Genomic DNA, 16,205 nt, shown 5'->3' with positions numbered 1-16,205 from the left:
AGGCCGGTTAACACAGCCAGCCGCTGGCAGACACGCTGCCAGCGGCTGCCGGTCAGATAACCATCGACAGCAGTAAGCACCCGATCAGGCCACAGACCGAAATGATGGTTTCCAGTGCTGACCACGAACGAATGGTTTCCCCGATAGTCAGGTTGAAATACTCCTTGAACAACCAGAAGCCCGGATCGTTGACGTGAGAGAAAATTACGCTGCCCGACCCGACTGCAATCACCATCAGTTCCGGGCTGGCGCCGCTGGTTACAATCAGTGGTGCGACGATGCCGCCCGCGGTGATCGCCGCAACGGTTGCCGACCCCAGCGCAATGCGCAGTACCGCCGCAATCGACCAGGCCATAAAGATCGGTGACAGCTGGGTAGAGTGCATCATGTTAGCGATATATTTATCCACCCCGCTGTCGACCAGTACCTGCTTAAAGGCCCCGCCGCCGCCGATGATTAACAGCATCATGGCGATGATTTTGATCGAATCGCTCAGGGTCTCCATCACCTGATCCATACTGCGGCCACGGTTCAGACCGAAGGTGAAGATCGCAATCAGTACCGCAATCAGCGTCGCCATCACCGGATCGCCGAAGAACTCGGCGTAAGGCAGCAGCGCATGGCCTTTTGGCAGCAGCATTTCGGCGACCGCGCGCAGCGCCATCAGCACCACCGGCACCAGTGAGGTCCAGACGCTGACGCCAAATCCCGGCATCTCAGCTTCGGTAAAGGTTTTTGGGTTGTAGAGCCCCTGAGGGATCGGTTTATCAATGCCTTTCAGGAAGCGGGCATAAACCGGCCCCGCCAGAATCACGGTAGGAATGCCGAGCAGCGTACCGAACAGCAGCGTTTTGCCCATATCCGCATTGAACAGCGTGGCGATAGCGGTCGGACCAGGATGCGGCGGTAAAAAACCGTGGGTGACTGAGAGCGCAGCCGCCATCGGCACCCCGACATAGAGCAGCGGCACGCGCGCTGAGGCAGCCACGCTAAACACCAGCGGCAGCATCAGAACAAAACCGACTTCATAGAACAGCGCGAAGCCGACGATAAAGCCGGTCAGCACCAGCGCCCACTGAATATGCTTTGTGCCGAACTTTTCGATTAAGGTGGTGGCGATGCGCTGCGCGCCCCCGCAATCAGCCAGCATCTTGCCGAGCATGGCACCAAAGCCCATGATCAGCGCCAGGCTGCCGAGCGTGCCGCCCACGCCCGCTTTAATCGACGTAATCACTTTGTTGACCGGCATGCCCTGCATCACACCGACCGCCAGCGCCACCAGAATCAGCGCGATAAATCCATTAAGCTTAAAGCGAATCATCAGCAGCAGCAGTAACGCGACGCCAATCGCCACATAGAGTAATGGCATAGGTTTTCTCCACCTTGCGCACTGAACGGCGTTCAGTGCCGGTTTGTTATCATCATCCCCTGAGGGCTACAAAACAGTGCGCCTGTAAGAATTTTTAACATTCCGACAACCGCTGTTACCGATAACATGTTAAGGGTAACATGCGCAGGAAAGCACCACCCCGCCGCCAGTGAATTTCTGTTTTGCGAAGGTGATCAACTTTTTGCAAATGCGTTATCAGAAAGATTGCCAGCGCAGGCGGCGCGCTTTTCGTTACACTCAGATTTTAGCGAAAATGTAAAAGGATGCGCTGGTGAGTGAGAATCTGAGTGAGCTGTACGGTAATCAACGAACCCTGTCTGGACGCGGCAGTCTGGATAAGCTGGTGCCGATGCTGGCGGCGGAGTCGCTGCCCACCCTGCTGTTTTGCGGACAATCGTTTTTGCAGGGACCGGCCTATGACCGCCTGAAAGCAGAGCTTAATCAGCAGATTATTGGCTACGAAATTGTCAGTCATGAAGCCTCACCCGCAGAGATTGATGGCTGGGTCGCGCGCTGGCGTGGACACGTTGACCGCGTGGTAGCGATTGGCGGCGGCAGCGTGCTGGATGCTGCCAAAGCCTTCAGTGCGATGATGCAGCATCCGCTGCCGACCGCGCGTTATCTGGAGAAAGTGGGCGACACGCCGGTGCAGCCGGTGACGCTGCCGCTGATTGCGGTGCCGACCACCGCCGGTACCGGCAGTGAAGTAACGCAAAATGCGGTGGTCACCGATCAGCGCGATATCCAGGTCAAAGCCTCGCTGCGCCATCCGGTCTTTGTGCCGCAGGTGGCGATTCTCGATCCCGATCTGCTGAAAGGCGCTCCCGATCATGTACTGGCGACCTGCGGCATTGATGCCTTCACCCATCTGTTTGAGGCCTGGCTTTCAGGCAAAGGCAATCTGTTTACCCGCCAGCTGGCGCTGACCGGCCTGCGCCAGTTTGTTCAGGCCTGGCCGGATCTCAACCGGCATGATGCCGAAGGCGATCGGGCACGCGAGGCGATGATGATGGCCTCCTGGCTGGGCGGCGTCAGTCTGAGCAGCGCCGGGCTGGGCGTTATTCATGGGATTGCCGGTGAACTGGGGGCGATCAAACCGTTTCACCACGGTGAAGTGTGCGGACGCCTGCTGTTTCCGTTCCTCGACCAGCTGGCCGACAGCCACCATCCGCAGCAGCGCGCCTTGATGGATGAGCTGCATCCGCAGCTGTTCAGCGAGCCGACCGATTCACCGGCACGCTTCCTGAAGCAGTGGCTGCAACAGCGGGCGATTACCCCGTTCTGGCGCGATGGCCCCACCCTGACCACGGCAGAAGCCGAATGGGTGCTGGCGCGCGCCAACAGTAAAAATTCGCTGGTGAATTACAGTCGCGAACAGATGCACGCTATGCTTGCAGAGGCGTGGACGCTCACCGACTGATCCATGCAAAGGGATTAGCTGCTCCGCAGCCGCAGCCAGGCGCGACCGGCTGCGCGTCAGCCCGCCGGAGAAGCGAACGGCCCCTCGCCTGCCAGCATCTGCTCAATCACCTGTAACACCCCTTGCTGATTGTTGGCAGGCGCAAGATAGCGGGCCGCCTGTTTAACCCGATCCGGCGCGTTGGCCATGGCAAAGCTGAATCCCGATTGTTTCAGCATCTCCAGATCGTTGCCGCCATCGCCAAACGCCAGCACCTGGTCGTGGCTGATCCCCCAGCGCTGCGCCAGCAGATTCAGGCCGTTAGCTTTGTGATGACCCGGCACAATCAGGTCAACGGAGCCGTGTCCGCTGGACGTCGCCGCCACCTTGCCCTGATGCAGATGTTCGATATCCGCCATCAGCGGTTCGATGTAGTCATCTGACAGATTCAGCGCGAATTTGAACAGCCGATCGTCGCCCGTCTCATCCAGCTGGTGAATCGGCCTGAGGCGGTGACAGTAGTGCCGCATCTTAACCAGCCAGCTCTCTTCCATGCCATCGAAGTAATAAGCACTGTTACGTCCACACAGCAGATAACGCAGGCCGGGATAGTGTCCGTTTTGCAGGGTATCGATCACCGCTTCCACATCGCGACGTTCAAAGGCACCGCAGAACAGCTCTTCATCACGATCGATAATCCACGCGCCGTTCTCCGCCACAAAGGCGATGTCGCTGGCGATCTCCGGGAAAAATGATTTGAGCTGGTAATACTGATTGCCGCTGGCGACGACAAATTTAATGTCACGGGCGGTGAGCTGCTGATAGCAGGCGAGAAAGCGGGATCGATTGTACTGCTTCTGGTCATCCAGAAAGGTGCCATCCATATCTACCGCAACCATCTTAACCGTCGTCATCATGACTCCTTACACGCGAAGGTTTTCTGAGTGGACTGTCAGGATAGCTGCTGGCGCGGCAAAACGGAAAGTGTGACGGACGGCGATTGCCATCCGTCACACCCTGGTCGGGAGCTGAGTTCGGTGACTTAGTGCAGCGCGCTACTCAGGATCAGCGAGGTAATAATGCCGGTCGCGGCCGCAATCAGCACATAGTTACCGTCAATGTAGGCCCAGTGTTCGCCACGAGGCGGTTCACGTAAGCCCCGGTCGTGCCAGTCGTTGATGCGATAGCGATCGCCGCGATATTCCGACGGGATCGCATGACCGCGGCGGAAATCGTGACCGTTCCAGGCAAAGTGATCGCGGTCATCGCGCCGGCCATCGTTGTGCCGGTCGTTATTATGTCGGTCATTATCGGCACGATCGTGCCCCTTGCCGTTGTCGTGACCGTTGCCCCGACCTTGTCCCTGACCATGATTGTCAGCGTGCGATTGACCGCCCTGCTGCCAGCGCTGACCATGATCGTCGCCCGGGCCATCCGCCAGTGCGGTGTGAGAAAACAGGGTGCTGCATGCAAAAAGTGAAGCGATAAGTGTTAACGTTGTTTTTTTCATGGTACTGCCTCCGAAGAAACGGCTATTCAGGCACCGTTGAGCATCATAGTGGCAATAATATGACGCATCAGCATCAGTAAAAGTCTTAAAAAACGGTAACTTACACACTATTACGCTTACTTATCGCTTTCTTAACAGTAACCCGATTTTGCTCCATTTTTGCCAGACGCCTTATTAACCCGAACAGCGTAACGAGCAGGCCGAAACCCAATGGCGGGATGGCGGCCAGCGGCGAAACCCGATCGCCGCTGACGGCTTCAGGCCCGGCAATAATCAGGGCATCGGCCGATGCGCTCTCTATCGCGCCGGATCAGGGCGTACTGAGAATGATTGGCGAATCCGGTAGCCGGGTAAAGTGGCTGACCAGGTAATGATAATCAGCGGTGGGATCAACATCGCTGAAGGTCTGCGGATAGAGATCTTTTGCCAGAATTTCCATGCCGATAATGTTGTACGGATGGTTATAGAAATGGTGATAGAGACCGTAGACCCGCTGTTGCTTCACCGGGGCGATCTGCGCCAGGCCGGTACGGCTCAGCAGGCGATTAAAAGTCGCGGTAATTTCAGCCTGAGTCGCCCCATAACCAAACGGCAGTACGTTGCTGTTGGGCCGTTTTGAGCCGGTCATGATGTAGACATCCGGCTTCATGGCGATGATTTTTTCCAGTGAGACAAAGCCTGAACTGCCTGGCAGCAGCGCCGAGCCAATATTTTTGCCACCTACCGCTTCCACCAGCGCGCCCCAGCCGTTATGGCCGTGGGTAAAGCAACAGTTATCGCTGTTACCGGCTATCGGCTCGATAAATACTGTCGGCTTGTGCTGCACCTGCGCCACGCTCTGCTGAATCCGCTGCCAGCGCTGCTGGTAAAAATCGGTATAGGCTTTAGCCTCGGCTTCGCGGTTCAGCACTTTACCCAGCAGCGTGATACCCGGCACCGTATTCTGCTTCGGCTTCAGCTCATCGTCGATGAACAGCACCGGGATATGCAGATTTTTTAAGGTCGCCAGTACACCCGACTGAGTCAGCGCCGGTTTCGCGCGCAGCTGCGCAATCATCAGATCGGGCTGCTTCGCCAGAACGCTCTCCAGATCGACCTGCCCCTGGTCATTAAAGCCCATATCAACGATTGACGTCGCTTCTGGCCAGCGCTGCTTCAGCAGATCCCAGGTCTGGGTATCCTGTTTTTTCGGCAGGTTATTCCACGCCACCACCCGCTGAAACGGATTTTGCCGGTCGAGTAACGCCAGCGCCAGAATGTCGCGACCATCCTGCAAAATCAGATGCTGCGGCTCTTTTTGCAGCGTGATGGTTTGCCCATCCAGATCGGTAACCGTGACCGGATAGGTGGTGGCCGCACAGGCGGTTGACAGCAACAATGTGGTGGCGGCAAGCAGCCTGGTTTTCATTTTCTCAGCACCCGATTAAGGAATAATAATTATTCGCGTTAACTCTAACATGCTAATAAGTAACAAAAGTAAACCATTGCTGAATAAATACGTCAGCCGGGAGGCCGATGAACATGCAGGATCGTCGCGCGAAGATATTGATTAGTGCCTGCCTGATGGGGTTTCGGGTGCGCTACAACGGCAGTGACAAAAAATGGGTGCTGGCCGCGCTGGCACAGTGGCAGCGTGAACAGCGGCTGGTGGTTCACTGCCCTGAACTGGCCGCCGGTTTGCCGACGCCACGCCTGCCGGCGGAGATTGTCGGCGGCAGCGGTGCCGATGTGCTGGCGGGACGAGCCCGTGTGGTGGAGTCTGACGGGCGTGATGTGACCCGGATTTATCTGCTCGCCGCAAATCTGGCACTCGAAACTGCACAGCAGGCCGGATGCCGCTACGCCCTGCTCAGCGATGGCAGCCCGACCTGCGGCAGTCAGGGCATTTATGACGGTCGCTTTAGCGGTCAACGGCGGCGCGGCGCGGGGGTTGCCGCCGCCCTGTTACGTCAGCACGGCATTGCCGTTTTTGCCGAACAGCAGGCGGACGAACTGCTGGCCCATATCCGCCGTATGGAAGCAGCAGATTGATAGCTGGCCTACGCGGGTACCGATCAGTGCGCCAGTGAGTAGAAGATCGCAGAGATAGCAATCAGGCCGGTCAGCACCACAAACAGGTTGCTGATTTTGCCACTGTACTGACGCATCGCCGGGACTTTCTGAATCGCGTACATCGGCATCAGGAACAGGATCATCGCAATCACCGGGCCGCCGAGCGTCTCAATCATCCCAAGAATGTTGGGATCGAGCGTAGCCACCAGCCAGGTCGTCAGCAGCATAAACAGGGAGGTCAGGCGGTTCAGCCGGGCAGGCGCCATCTGTTTACCGCGGCTGCGCAGCGCTTTATTCACCATGCCGTTAAAGCCTTCCCGCGCGCCAAGATAGTGGCCGAGGAACGATTTGGTGATCGCCACAATCGCAATGATCGGCCCCAGCCAGGCGATAACCGGCACCTGAAAATGGTTCGCCAGATAGGAGAGGATGGTGATGTTTTGCGCCTTCGCCGCGTGCAGATCGGCGGGCGACAGGCTCAGCACGCAGCTGAAGACAAAAAACATCACCGTTATCACCATCAGCAGGTGGGCGCAGGCCAGAATACGTGAACACTTTTTCTCTGCCGCGTCGCCATACTCTTCACGTTTCGCCAGAGCAAATGACGAGATGATCGGCGAGTGGTTAAAAGAGAACACCATCACCGGAATTGCCAGCCACAGCGTCATCCATAAACCGTTTCCGCTGGGCGTTGCGCTGCTCAGCGTCGTCAGCGCGGCACCGTGCCAGTGCGGGATCAGATAGCAGGCCATCAGCATCAGGACCGCGACAAACGGATAGACCAGCACGCTCATCGCTTTAACGATCATCTGCTCACCGAAACGCACAATGGTCATCAGGCCGACAATCAGCAGCAGCGACAGCAGCACGCGCGGCGGTGGTACCAGTCCGAGCTGATTGACCATCAGGCTCTCCACCGTATTGGTAATCGCCACGCTGTACATCAGCAGAATCGGGTAGATAGCGAAGAAATAGAGCAGCGTAATCAGCTTACCGGCGCCGGAGCCAAAGTGCTCTTCCACCACGTCGGTGATGTCGCCAGCCGGATTTTTACCGGAAAGCACAAAGCGCGTCAGGGCGCGGTGGGCAAAGAAGGTCAGCGGAAAGGCGAGGATCGCCATAATGATCAGCGGAATCAGTCCCCCGACGCCAGCATTGATCGGCAGGAACAGCACACCCGCGCCAATCGCAGTGCCGTATAAGCCCAGCATCCACATCGTATCGGTTTTACGCCATGCCGTATCAGCGTCACGTTCAAGCGCGCCCAGCGTGCTCGTTTGCGTGGTTTTCATCTGCTATTCCCTGTTAAAAGCCGCCGGTTATCTGACAGCCAGAACGGAAAGTGTTACAGCGTCCGCTCCGGGCCAGACATCACTGCGTCAGCCGCATCGGCAGGTGGTATTCCGATCCGCTGGCGCAAAGGTAATCGATTGCGTGCGCCTCTTTTTACACTACCTGACGATAAAAGTTCAAGTTATGCGGCTTACTGCGCATACATCGCTGAAAAAACCGTCAGGTTGTGCGCAACGACCATAGCCGATGATGCCATTTTTCAGCCTGTTTTGCCGCACTGACGTCAGATCATCGGCGCGATGAGTGCGTCAGACGGGCTACGCTTTAGCTATGCTTCAGGCGTTACGCTGACGCTATGACACAGGAGAAGAGAATGAAAATTGCCTGCCTTGGATGGGGATCGCTGATCTAGAAATCAGGGGCGCTGCCGGTTGCCAGCCCCTGGCATTGCGATGGTCCAGCGGTGCCGATTGAGTTTGTCCGCATCAGCGAAGGCGGTGAACTGGCGACGGCCATCTGCCTGAATGCCACGCCGGTCCCGGTGCTGTGGGCCTGGCTGAATACCGCCTCACTGGAGACCGCCTGTGGCGCGCTGCGTGAGCGGGAAGGCATTCCGGAAAGCCGCGACGATGGGCTGGGTATACTGACGGTGACGGAGACGGCGGTGGGACCGCTGGCGGACTGGGCGCGTGCCAGAGGCATTGAAGGGCTGATTTGGACCGCCTTGCCCGCCTGCATCGACGGAACAGAAGGTCGCATTCCCACCCTGGATGAGGCGCTGGATTATCTGCAGCGGCTGGAAGGTGAAACACGTAAGCATGCGCGACGCTACATCGAACAGGTTCCGCCACAAATCGATACCGTTTACCGGCGCGCCTTCAGCACCCTGCCTGACTGAGTACGTGCCTCCGGCTGGCGGCAGGCGTGCCCAGACCTCATTAACGGCTTAACGCCGCCCGTCTGCCCCACCGCTCTGCTTACTGTCCGGATGCTGGCTACACTTCAGACAGGTTTCGATTTCAGGTTCCCTGAGTCTGCCCCCGCTTTGTCGCGGCGAGTCTTTTTTCATGCCGCATACACTCATCAGCAGGAGTTGAACAGATGAAAGCATTAACCTATCACGGTCCGCATAAAGTCAGCGTGGATAACGTCCCCGATCCGGGTCTGGAAGCTGACGATGACATCATTTTGCGCGTCACCGCCACCGCGATTTGCGGCTCGGACCTGCATCTCTACCGTGGCAAGATCCCCGGTACCGGTCATGGCGATATCTTCGGTCATGAATTTATGGGTGAAGTAGTGGAAGCCGGTAGCGCCGTTACGGCCGTCGCCAAAGGCGATCGGGTCGTCATTCCGTTTGTTATCGCCTGTGGCGACTGTTTCTTCTGCCATCTGCATCAGTATGCCGCCTGTGAAACCACTAACAGCGGTCGCGGTGCCATCCTTAATCGTAAAAACATAACGCCACCCGCCGCGCTGTTTGGCTACAGCAAACTCTATGGCGGCGTGCCGGGCGGACAGGCGGAATATGTCCGGGTGCCGAAAGCCAATACCGGCCCGTTCAAAGTGCCGTCGCTGTTATCCGATGAGAAAGTGCTGTTCCTCTCCGATATCCTGCCCACCGCCTGGCAGGCGGTTAAAAATGCTGAAGTGAAACCGGGCTCCAGCGTAGCCATTTTTGGTGCCGGACCGGTGGGATTACTCAGCGCCGCCTGTGCCCGCCTGGAGGGCGCGGAACAGATCTACATGATCGATCATAACGATTATCGCCTGAACTTTGCCCGCGATCGCTACGGCGTGATTCCGATCAACTTTGATCAGATCAACGACCCGGCGGGCTGGATTATCGAACACAGCGCAGGTCATCGGGGAGTGGATGCGGTGATCGATGCGGTGGGATTCGAAGCCAAAGGCAGCCTGACGGAAACCGTGCTCAGCAACCTCAAGCTGGAAGGCAGCAGCGGCAAGGCGCTGCGTCAGTGTATTGCCGCGGTGCGGCGTGGCGGCATTGTCAGCGTGCCGGGCGTCTACGCCGGATTTATCCACGGCTTCCTGTTCGGCGATGCGTTTGATAAAGGGCTGACCTTTAAGATGGGCCAGACCCACGTTCACGCCTACCTGCCGGATCTGCTTAAACTGATCGAACAGGGTCATCTGAAACCGGAAGAGATTGTCACTCATCACCTGCCGCTGGAAGATGCGGCGCGCGGCTATGAAATCTTTGAGAAGCGCCAGGAAGATTGCCGCAAAGTAATTCTGGTACCCGGCATGACCGCCACTCAGGCCACGCTGTAACCCACCTGCCCGGTGTCACCGGCTCCCTTTTCAGCCGGCAGCACCGGGCGACTATAACAGCCACGGCTTGCGCTGCAGGCTGACGCGCGGTGACCGTGGCTCCTGCAGATGTTCATCCGGCGTATCGGCGGTATCCGCCAGATTCCCCTGCTCCAGTAACCGTGCGCTGCGTGAATGGGGATGACTTTCACCGATCACCTGCTGTGAAAAAGCGCCGAACGATAACAATAAAAACAGCAACGCGCTGGCCAGCCTGATACTCATCGGTGACTCCTGGAGGGGGAAGAAGGTCGATATGCTGCCCGAATCTGTTTGATTTTCTGTCAGTGGCAGGCAAAGTTATGTGGTGAGCGGGAACAAGCCGCTACCGGTTTAAGCGCCGTTAAAACAGCCGTTCAGGCCAGCAGGGTATCGGTCCGGCTTGCAGCTACCTCCCTTTCTGACGCCCCTTTTGCCGCAGGAGACGCCGTTGAACCCCTATCACGATAATCAGCCGGTCGGTAACGCGCTGCCCGACTGGCAGCCGGTCACCATCCCGCCTCGCCAGCCGCTGCCGGGCCAGCATGGCAGCCTGCTGCCACTGCATCAGGACCATGCGGAATGCCTGTTGCAGGCTTTTATGCTGGCCCCGGACGATCGGGACTGGAGCTGGCTGGGCGCTGAGCGTCCGGCTTCGCTGGCGCAGATGCAGCAGTGGATCGCAGAAAAGGTAGCCGATACCGGTCTGGTGCCCTATGCGGTCTGCAACCGCCAGCAGCAGCCGCTGGGCGTGGTCTGCTTTGCCAGTATTGAAACCCGCAACGGTGCGATAGAAATCGGACACGTCACCTGGTCGCCCCTGATGCAGCGCAGCGCACTGGGCAGTGAAGCGATTTTTTTGCTGCTGCAACAGGCCTTTTCGCTCGGCTACCGTCGGGTCGCCTGGCGCTGTGACTCAACCAACCTCGCCTCACGACGGGCGGCCGAACGACTGGGTTTTCGCTTTGAGGCGCGCTTTCGTCAGGCCATGACGCGTAAACAACGCAACCGGGATACCGACTGGCTCTCGGTCATTGACCCTGAATGGCCTGACATCCGGCGCGCCCTGAGCGACTGGCTGGCCGCCGACAACTTCACCCCCGACGGCCAGCAAATTCGTCCGCTCAGCGCCTGTTTCGCAGGAACTCACCCGCAGCCCTGACGTGACGCGCGGTCAGTGCAGGCGGCGGGTTTTCAGCGCTGCGGACCAGCGCTGTCGCTGGCAACGCGGGCAGACAGCCTGCTGCTGACCCGCAATCTGCTGCGTCTGGCCGCAGTGGGTACAGGCGTAAAGCCCGCTGTGCGGCACGGTGTCGAAATCCTGACGGTGTTCGGGCGGTAACACGCTTAAACCGGCGCGCATCTCATCATCGTCGTAGAAGTAAATACTCAGCTGACCATCCACCTCCACCAGCGCCAGCCGGATCTGCCCCAGGTGCTCGACCCCACTCTGTCGCAGCTCCATATAGAACTCATCCTCCGAAATGTTCAGATGATCGAGGCTCTCCAGCACGTATAAACCCTGTTTGATCAGCGTAATCACATCTCCCTGAATCAGGCGCGAAAAGCGCGGGCTGCGCGCCGTCAGCATGGTGGTCAGCCGGTAGAGCGTCAGCAACACCACAAACACCATGATCACCGGCAGGACCGGCACGTCGTCATAGAAGGTCACATCGCCCGAAGCGGAACCCAGCGTCAGAATCACCACCAGTTCAAACAGCGATAGCTGACGCACACCGCGCCGGCCTGAGACTTTTAAAAAGGTGAAGACCACCAGATAGGCGATCATCACCCGTGCCACCACCTCCAACAGAAAAGTGGCCGGTTGATCGTTGAGTAAAAAGCGGTGCCAGTCGAAAGAGAACATATCCTGTGAAACATCCTGTCAGTGAAAAAGAGCCGCGACCCGCTGATCGGTCAATTAACGGCCTGCCGATCGAGGCCAGTGATTAATTAATCTTGCTGGCGCTGGATGAAAAGGCAAGCGAAGCAGCAACCCGCAGGCCGCGAAGTCTGCCCGGTTTGCATCTCATGGAAAAGGTTCACAAAGCTGAAAAGCCTGTGGTTCTGGTCACGTTTCGCTTATCGCCAGCCGCAAAACGCTGATGCTTAAATTTTCCTGATTTATAGCGGCTACATTCTGCCGCTGTGCTTTTTCTTTTTACTTCAATACATTGCGAAGAGTCGCACCTTACCTATACTTTCCAGTAAGGCTTCCACAAGGTTCAGTAACTCTACGAGAAGCCAGAACTTTTTCTCCTGCCGATAGCGCTGCGTGCTTCCACCCGCTATCTCTCACTCGTCGTCAATGCGACAGGACTCTGCGCCTGCGGCTCAGTGTCGGTTGCTTTTGGCAAGGATTGCCCGCCCGTTCAGAGTGGCATCATCGGCCAGTCTGCTTTGCATACCTGTATCCCAACCTGACCCGTCCGCGGACGGCCTGTCAGCGGGCGAACTGTTGCTGTTTTATGGGAGATGCCATGACCCCCTTTATCAGTTTCTGGCAGGCCGGCTATGAAGGTGCCGATCACGTTAATCCCGCCGGTGTTGCGCTGTCGATGAATGCGCTCAATCAACACCAGGCGCGTGCAGCAGAGGATTACGCCGCGCTGGCGCCCTTTGCTATCCGCACCGTACGCGAAAGTGCGGGCTGGCGTTTGTGCGAACGGCATGGCCGCTATGACTTTTCAGACGTGGCTGCCCGGATGCAGGCGGCGCAGCAGCAGGGCATCCAGATCAGCTGGACCTTCTGCCACTACGGCTGGCCCGACGGTGTCAGCCTGTTTGATCGCGACTTTGTCAGCCGTTTCGCCGCCTTCTGCGGTGCGCTGGCACAGTTTCTGGCCCCGTGGTATCGCACCGCGCCGGTCTATTCGCCAATGAATGAAATCTCTTTTCTCAGCTGGGGCATTTCGGTTGGCCTATTTGCCGCTGGCGACTGTACGGCAGCGGATCGGGCCGATGCAGCCAAACGGCAGCTGGTGCGCGCCACGCTGGCGGCCTGCGAAGCCATCTGGCAGGCCGATCCGCGGGCGCGCCTGTTGCATTGCGATCCGCTGATCCACATCGTTGCCGATCCTGCCGATCCCAGCAGCGCGGAGACCGCCGCGCGGATGCGCGAAACCCAGTATCAGGCGTGGGACATGCTGAGCGGCAGGCTGTATCCCGAACTCGGCGGGGCTGCGCGCTATCTCGACCTGATCGGCGTGAATTACTACCACGACAACCAGTGGGAACAGGGCTCGAATCGGCGCCTCTACTGGCATCTGGGCGATCCCCGCCGTGTGCCGCTGCATCAGCTGTTGCAGCAGGTTTATCAGCGCTATCAGCGCCCGCTGCTGCTGGCAGAAACCAGCCATGTCGGCAGCGGACGCGGCGCCTGGATCAGCCAGATCGCCGCCGAAGTAGCGCAGGCGCAGCTGGCGGCTGTCGATCTGCTCGGCATCTGCCTCTATCCGATCCTCGATCGCCCGCTGTGGGAGGAGCCAGCCTTCTGGACCCGCAGCGGCTTATGGGATCTCGATCGGCTCGGTCCCGATCCTTACGCCCGTCAGTTACAGCAACCTTATGCCCACGCATTACACCAGGCGCAGCAAACCCTGCAACACATCCAGCAATCACAACGGCATCGTCAGGAGCCCACTATGAACCCACCCGTACTCATTGTTTTCAGTCATTTACGTTGGAGATTTGTTTTTCAGCGCCCGCAGCAGTTGCTGACGCGCCTGGCGCAGCACTATCGGGTGCTGTTTGTCGAGGAGCCGGTCTGGCAAGCCGGGCCGCCAGGGCTGCATCAGAGCCAGCCGGCAGCCAATATTACGGTGATCCAGCCGCATACGGATATTCAGGCTGCGGGCTTTCACGACAGCCAGATTGCGCCGCTGCAACTGCTGCTGGCGCCCTTGCTGGAAGAAGATGAACAGCCGCTGGTCTGGTTTTATACGCCGATGGCGCTGCCGCTGCTGACGCCGTTTAATCCGGCGCTGGTGATTTATGACTGCATGGATGAACTTTCTGCCTTTCACAATGCGCCGCGCCAGCTACAGCAGCGTGAATCCGCGCTGATGACCCGCGCCGATCTGGTGCTGACCGGCGGCTCCAGTCTGTATGAAGCCAAACGCGATAAACATCCGCAGGTGTACTGCTTCCCAAGCAGCGTGGATGCGGTCCACTTCGAGCAGGCGCGCGATCGCAGCAACCGTCATCCGTTGCAGGATACGATTCCTGCGCAGCGCCTCGGGTATTACGGCGTGCTGGATGAGCGCATCGATTTGCCGCTGATCGCCGCGCTGGCTGACTCGCACCCCGACTGGCAGATTGTTATGGTCGGTCCGGTGGTGAAAATCGATCCGGCCAGCCTGCCGCAGCGCGACAATATTCACTGGCTCGGCCAGCAGCCCTATCAGGCGCTGCCACAGTTTCTTGCCGGCTGGGATGTCTGTCTGATGCCCTTCGCCCTCAACGCCTCGACCCGCTACATTTCACCCACCAAAGTGCTGGAATACATGGCCGCGCAGCTGCCGATTGTCAGTACCGCCATCATCGATGTCGCCCGCCATTATGCCGATGAGGTGGCGGTCGCCGGCGATCATCAGCAGTTCATCGCCGCCTGTGAACGGGCCATCGCGCTGAGTGCGGCCGACCGGCTGACGCTGGCTGGCAAAATGCAGGCAAAAGTCGATGCCACTTCGTGGGACCGCACGGCAGAGCAGGTCGATCAGCTGATCCAGCAGGCGTTAAGCCGCAAGCAGTCCCTCACCACGCCCGCCGCATCGCTGGCAGAGCCGCAGGCCAACGTCAGCGCATTAACCCCGGCGATGCTGGAGAGCGAGGCGGTTCCCTGCCTGATTATCGGTGCCGGTCCGACCGGCCTGAGCGCCGGTTATCACTATGGCGAAGGCGCGGTACTGCTGGAAAAAAATGCCACGCCCGGCGGCTGGTGCCGATCGGTTGAAGATCAGGGGTTCACCTTCGATTACGCCGGTCACATTATGTTTTCGCAGGACCCGTATGTGCTGCAGCTGTATGAGATGTTGCTGGGCGACAACCTGCACTGGCAGGCGCGTGAAGCCTGGGTCTATACCGACGGCGTTTTTACCCGCTATCCGTTCCAGTCAGCGCTGCATGGTCTGCCGATTGAGGTGGTGAAGGAGTGTGTGCTGGGCGCGATTGAAGCCCGCTACGGCGAAAGCGCGCCGGTCACCGTGCCGCTGGAGCGGGCACGTCAGCGACGAGACTGCTGCGCCGACGGTGCGCTGCCTGATGAGGGCAACAGCGTTGGCGAGGTGCAGGAGGAAGAGGATTTCCAGCATTTTATCCTGCGCACCTGGGGTAAAGGCATCGCACGTCACTTCGCCCTGCCCTATAACCAGAAGCTGTGGAAAGTGCCGCTGACAGAGATGGAAACCTCGTGGCTCGGTGGCCGGGTACCGCTGCCGGATCTGGCGCAGATTATTGATGGCGCGCTGCAGCCGCTGGCGAAACCGGTCGGTCCCAATGCCCGCTTTGGCTATCCGCTGCGTGGCGGCTTCCAGGCGTTGATGTCCGGATTTCTGCCGCATCTCAAATGCCAGCTTGAAACCGGGGCACGCCTGATTCGTCTTCATCCGCAGGCGCACGTTGCGCTGCTGGCCGACGGACGCTACTACCGTTATCAGCAACTCATCAGCACCATGCCGCTGCCGGAACTGATTAAACTGATGGGCGATGAGGTACCGGAAAACGTGCAGCAGGCGGCACAGCAGCTGCAGTTTGTTTCGGTACGCTGCGTTAATCTGGGGATTGGCCGCGCTGACCTGACCGAAAAACACTGGATCTACTATCCCGGCGATACGCTGTTTCATCGCATTTTCGTCCAGGGCAATGCCAGTCCGCACTGCAATCCGCCGGGCGGTTTCGGCTTAACCTGCGAGATCACCTACAATGCCGCCAACCCGCTGCCGCTGGAGGGCGAAGCGCTGATTGAGCGCTGCCGTCAGGACTGCATCCGGGTCGGGATGATCCGCGCTGACGATCCGCTGCTCTGCGCGTCACAGGTTGATATGCCCTACGCCTATGTGGTCTATGACCATGCGCGCAGCCGCAACGTAGCGCTGATCCGGCAGTGGCTGCTGACCCAGGATGTCCATCTCTCCGGCCGTTACAGCGAGTGGGAGTATTACAATTCCGATCACGCCTTCCTCGCCGGTAAACGCGCGGCGGAAAATGTCAGGATGCAGCACGTCAGCCAGCGCACGCGGGTCTGACCG

General features: G+C 58.6%; 13 protein-coding genes. 6 read left to right on the top strand and 7 right to left on the bottom strand.

Annotated features, from left to right (window positions below; all coding sequences use genetic code 11):
• Positions 1-52: 52 nt before the first annotated feature.
• The gene (gene gntT / locus ACX3P5_RS04755) at positions 53-1,369 is read right to left on the bottom strand and encodes a gluconate transporter (protein ID WP_233984943.1); all 1,317 of its coding nucleotides are present in this window, start codon (positions 1,367-1,369) and stop codon (positions 53-55) included.
• 292 nt (positions 1,370-1,661) lie between these two features.
• Between gntT and ACX3P5_RS04750 the strand changes: the two genes are divergently transcribed.
• Complete coding sequence (locus ACX3P5_RS04750; RefSeq protein ID WP_293001418.1) at positions 1,662-2,810, top strand: iron-containing alcohol dehydrogenase; 1,149 nt, start codon at positions 1,662-1,664, stop codon at positions 2,808-2,810.
• Positions 2,811-2,866: 56 nt separating this feature from the next.
• On the opposite strand, the gene ACX3P5_RS04745 is transcribed toward ACX3P5_RS04750, so the two are convergent.
• The 3 genes from ACX3P5_RS04745 to ACX3P5_RS04735 all read right to left on the bottom strand — a co-directional run bounded on the left by ACX3P5_RS04745 (position 2,867) and on the right by ACX3P5_RS04735 (position 5,707).
• Positions 2,867-3,703, bottom strand: a complete 837-nt coding sequence (locus ACX3P5_RS04745; protein ID WP_458968357.1) for a Cof-type HAD-IIB family hydrolase — start codon at positions 3,701-3,703, stop codon at positions 2,867-2,869.
• Positions 3,704-3,831: 128 nt separating this feature from the next.
• Positions 3,832-4,299, bottom strand: coding sequence for an RcnB family protein (locus ACX3P5_RS04740; RefSeq protein WP_458968356.1), 468 nt, complete (start codon positions 4,297-4,299; stop codon positions 3,832-3,834).
• 310 nt (positions 4,300-4,609) lie between these two features.
• Positions 4,610-5,707, bottom strand: a complete 1,098-nt coding sequence (locus ACX3P5_RS04735; RefSeq protein ID WP_458968355.1) for an ABC transporter substrate-binding protein — start codon at positions 5,705-5,707, stop codon at positions 4,610-4,612.
• 113 nt (positions 5,708-5,820) lie between these two features.
• Between ACX3P5_RS04735 and ACX3P5_RS04730 the strand changes: the two genes are divergently transcribed.
• The gene (locus ACX3P5_RS04730) at positions 5,821-6,330 is read left to right on the top strand and encodes a 2-thiouracil desulfurase family protein (RefSeq protein WP_458968354.1); all 510 of its coding nucleotides are present in this window, start codon (positions 5,821-5,823) and stop codon (positions 6,328-6,330) included.
• A gap of 23 nt (positions 6,331-6,353) precedes the next feature.
• Here ACX3P5_RS04730 and ACX3P5_RS04725 read toward each other — a convergent pair whose 3' ends face one another.
• Positions 6,354-7,643 carry an HAAAP family serine/threonine permease gene (locus tag ACX3P5_RS04725; protein ID WP_233984948.1) on the bottom strand — a complete coding sequence of 430 codons (1,290 nt, stop codon included), beginning with the start codon at positions 7,641-7,643 and terminating at the stop codon, positions 6,354-6,356.
• 425 nt (positions 7,644-8,068) lie between these two features.
• Between ACX3P5_RS04725 and ACX3P5_RS04720 the strand changes: the two genes are divergently transcribed.
• Both ACX3P5_RS04720 and ACX3P5_RS04715 read left to right on the top strand, forming a co-directional pair.
• Positions 8,069-8,542 carry a hypothetical protein gene (locus ACX3P5_RS04720; RefSeq protein WP_458969169.1) on the top strand — a complete coding sequence of 158 codons (474 nt, stop codon included), beginning with the start codon at positions 8,069-8,071 and terminating at the stop codon, positions 8,540-8,542.
• A gap of 203 nt (positions 8,543-8,745) precedes the next feature.
• Positions 8,746-9,939, top strand: coding sequence for a zinc-dependent alcohol dehydrogenase (locus ACX3P5_RS04715; RefSeq protein WP_233984950.1), 1,194 nt, complete (start codon positions 8,746-8,748; stop codon positions 9,937-9,939).
• Positions 9,940-9,990: 51 nt separating this feature from the next.
• On the opposite strand, the gene ACX3P5_RS04710 is transcribed toward ACX3P5_RS04715, so the two are convergent.
• Complete coding sequence (locus tag ACX3P5_RS04710; protein WP_336754848.1) at positions 9,991-10,203, bottom strand: hypothetical protein; 213 nt, start codon at positions 10,201-10,203, stop codon at positions 9,991-9,993.
• 205 nt (positions 10,204-10,408) lie between these two features.
• On the opposite strand from ACX3P5_RS04710, the gene ACX3P5_RS04705 reads away from it, so the two are divergent.
• Positions 10,409-11,119 carry a GNAT family N-acetyltransferase gene (locus ACX3P5_RS04705; RefSeq protein ID WP_458968353.1) on the top strand — a complete coding sequence of 237 codons (711 nt, stop codon included), beginning with the start codon at positions 10,409-10,411 and terminating at the stop codon, positions 11,117-11,119.
• A gap of 12 nt (positions 11,120-11,131) precedes the next feature.
• Here the strand turns inward: ACX3P5_RS04705 and ACX3P5_RS04700 are convergent, their stop codons facing one another.
• Positions 11,132-11,824, bottom strand: a complete 693-nt coding sequence (locus tag ACX3P5_RS04700; protein ID WP_233984953.1) for a DUF421 domain-containing protein — start codon at positions 11,822-11,824, stop codon at positions 11,132-11,134.
• A 613-nt stretch (positions 11,825-12,437) separates the two neighbouring features.
• On the opposite strand from ACX3P5_RS04700, the gene ACX3P5_RS04695 reads away from it, so the two are divergent.
• Complete coding sequence (locus ACX3P5_RS04695; protein ID WP_458968352.1) at positions 12,438-16,202, top strand: FAD-dependent oxidoreductase; 3,765 nt, start codon at positions 12,438-12,440, stop codon at positions 16,200-16,202.
• The last annotated feature ends 3 nt before the right edge of the window (positions 16,203-16,205 follow it).

This window comes from Pantoea sp. S-LA4, assembly GCF_054482835.1.
This window is presented reverse-complemented; position numbering and strand designations above follow the sequence as displayed.

Excerpts from the sequence above, each read along its gene's own strand:
- gntT (WP_233984943.1), bottom strand. The coding sequence starts at position 1,369 with ATGCCATTACTCTATGTGGCGATTGGCGTCGCGTTACTGCTGCTGCTG.
- ACX3P5_RS04745 (WP_458968357.1), bottom strand. The coding sequence starts at position 3,703 with ATGACGACGGTTAAGATGGTTGCGGTAGATATGGATGGCACCTTTCTG.
- ACX3P5_RS04740 (WP_458968356.1), bottom strand. The coding sequence starts at position 4,299 with ATGAAAAAAACAACGTTAACACTTATCGCTTCACTTTTTGCATGCAGC.
- ACX3P5_RS04735 (WP_458968355.1), bottom strand. The coding sequence starts at position 5,707 with ATGAAAACCAGGCTGCTTGCCGCCACCACATTGTTGCTGTCAACCGCC.
- ACX3P5_RS04730 (WP_458968354.1), top strand. The coding sequence starts at position 5,821 with ATGCAGGATCGTCGCGCGAAGATATTGATTAGTGCCTGCCTGATGGGG.
- ACX3P5_RS04725 (WP_233984948.1), bottom strand. The coding sequence starts at position 7,643 with ATGAAAACCACGCAAACGAGCACGCTGGGCGCGCTTGAACGTGACGCT.
- ACX3P5_RS04715 (WP_233984950.1), top strand. The coding sequence starts at position 8,746 with ATGAAAGCATTAACCTATCACGGTCCGCATAAAGTCAGCGTGGATAAC.
- ACX3P5_RS04710 (WP_336754848.1), bottom strand. The coding sequence starts at position 10,203 with ATGAGTATCAGGCTGGCCAGCGCGTTGCTGTTTTTATTGTTATCGTTC.
- ACX3P5_RS04700 (WP_233984953.1), bottom strand. The coding sequence starts at position 11,824 with ATGTTCTCTTTCGACTGGCACCGCTTTTTACTCAACGATCAACCGGCC.
- ACX3P5_RS04695 (WP_458968352.1), top strand. The coding sequence starts at position 12,438 with ATGACCCCCTTTATCAGTTTCTGGCAGGCCGGCTATGAAGGTGCCGAT.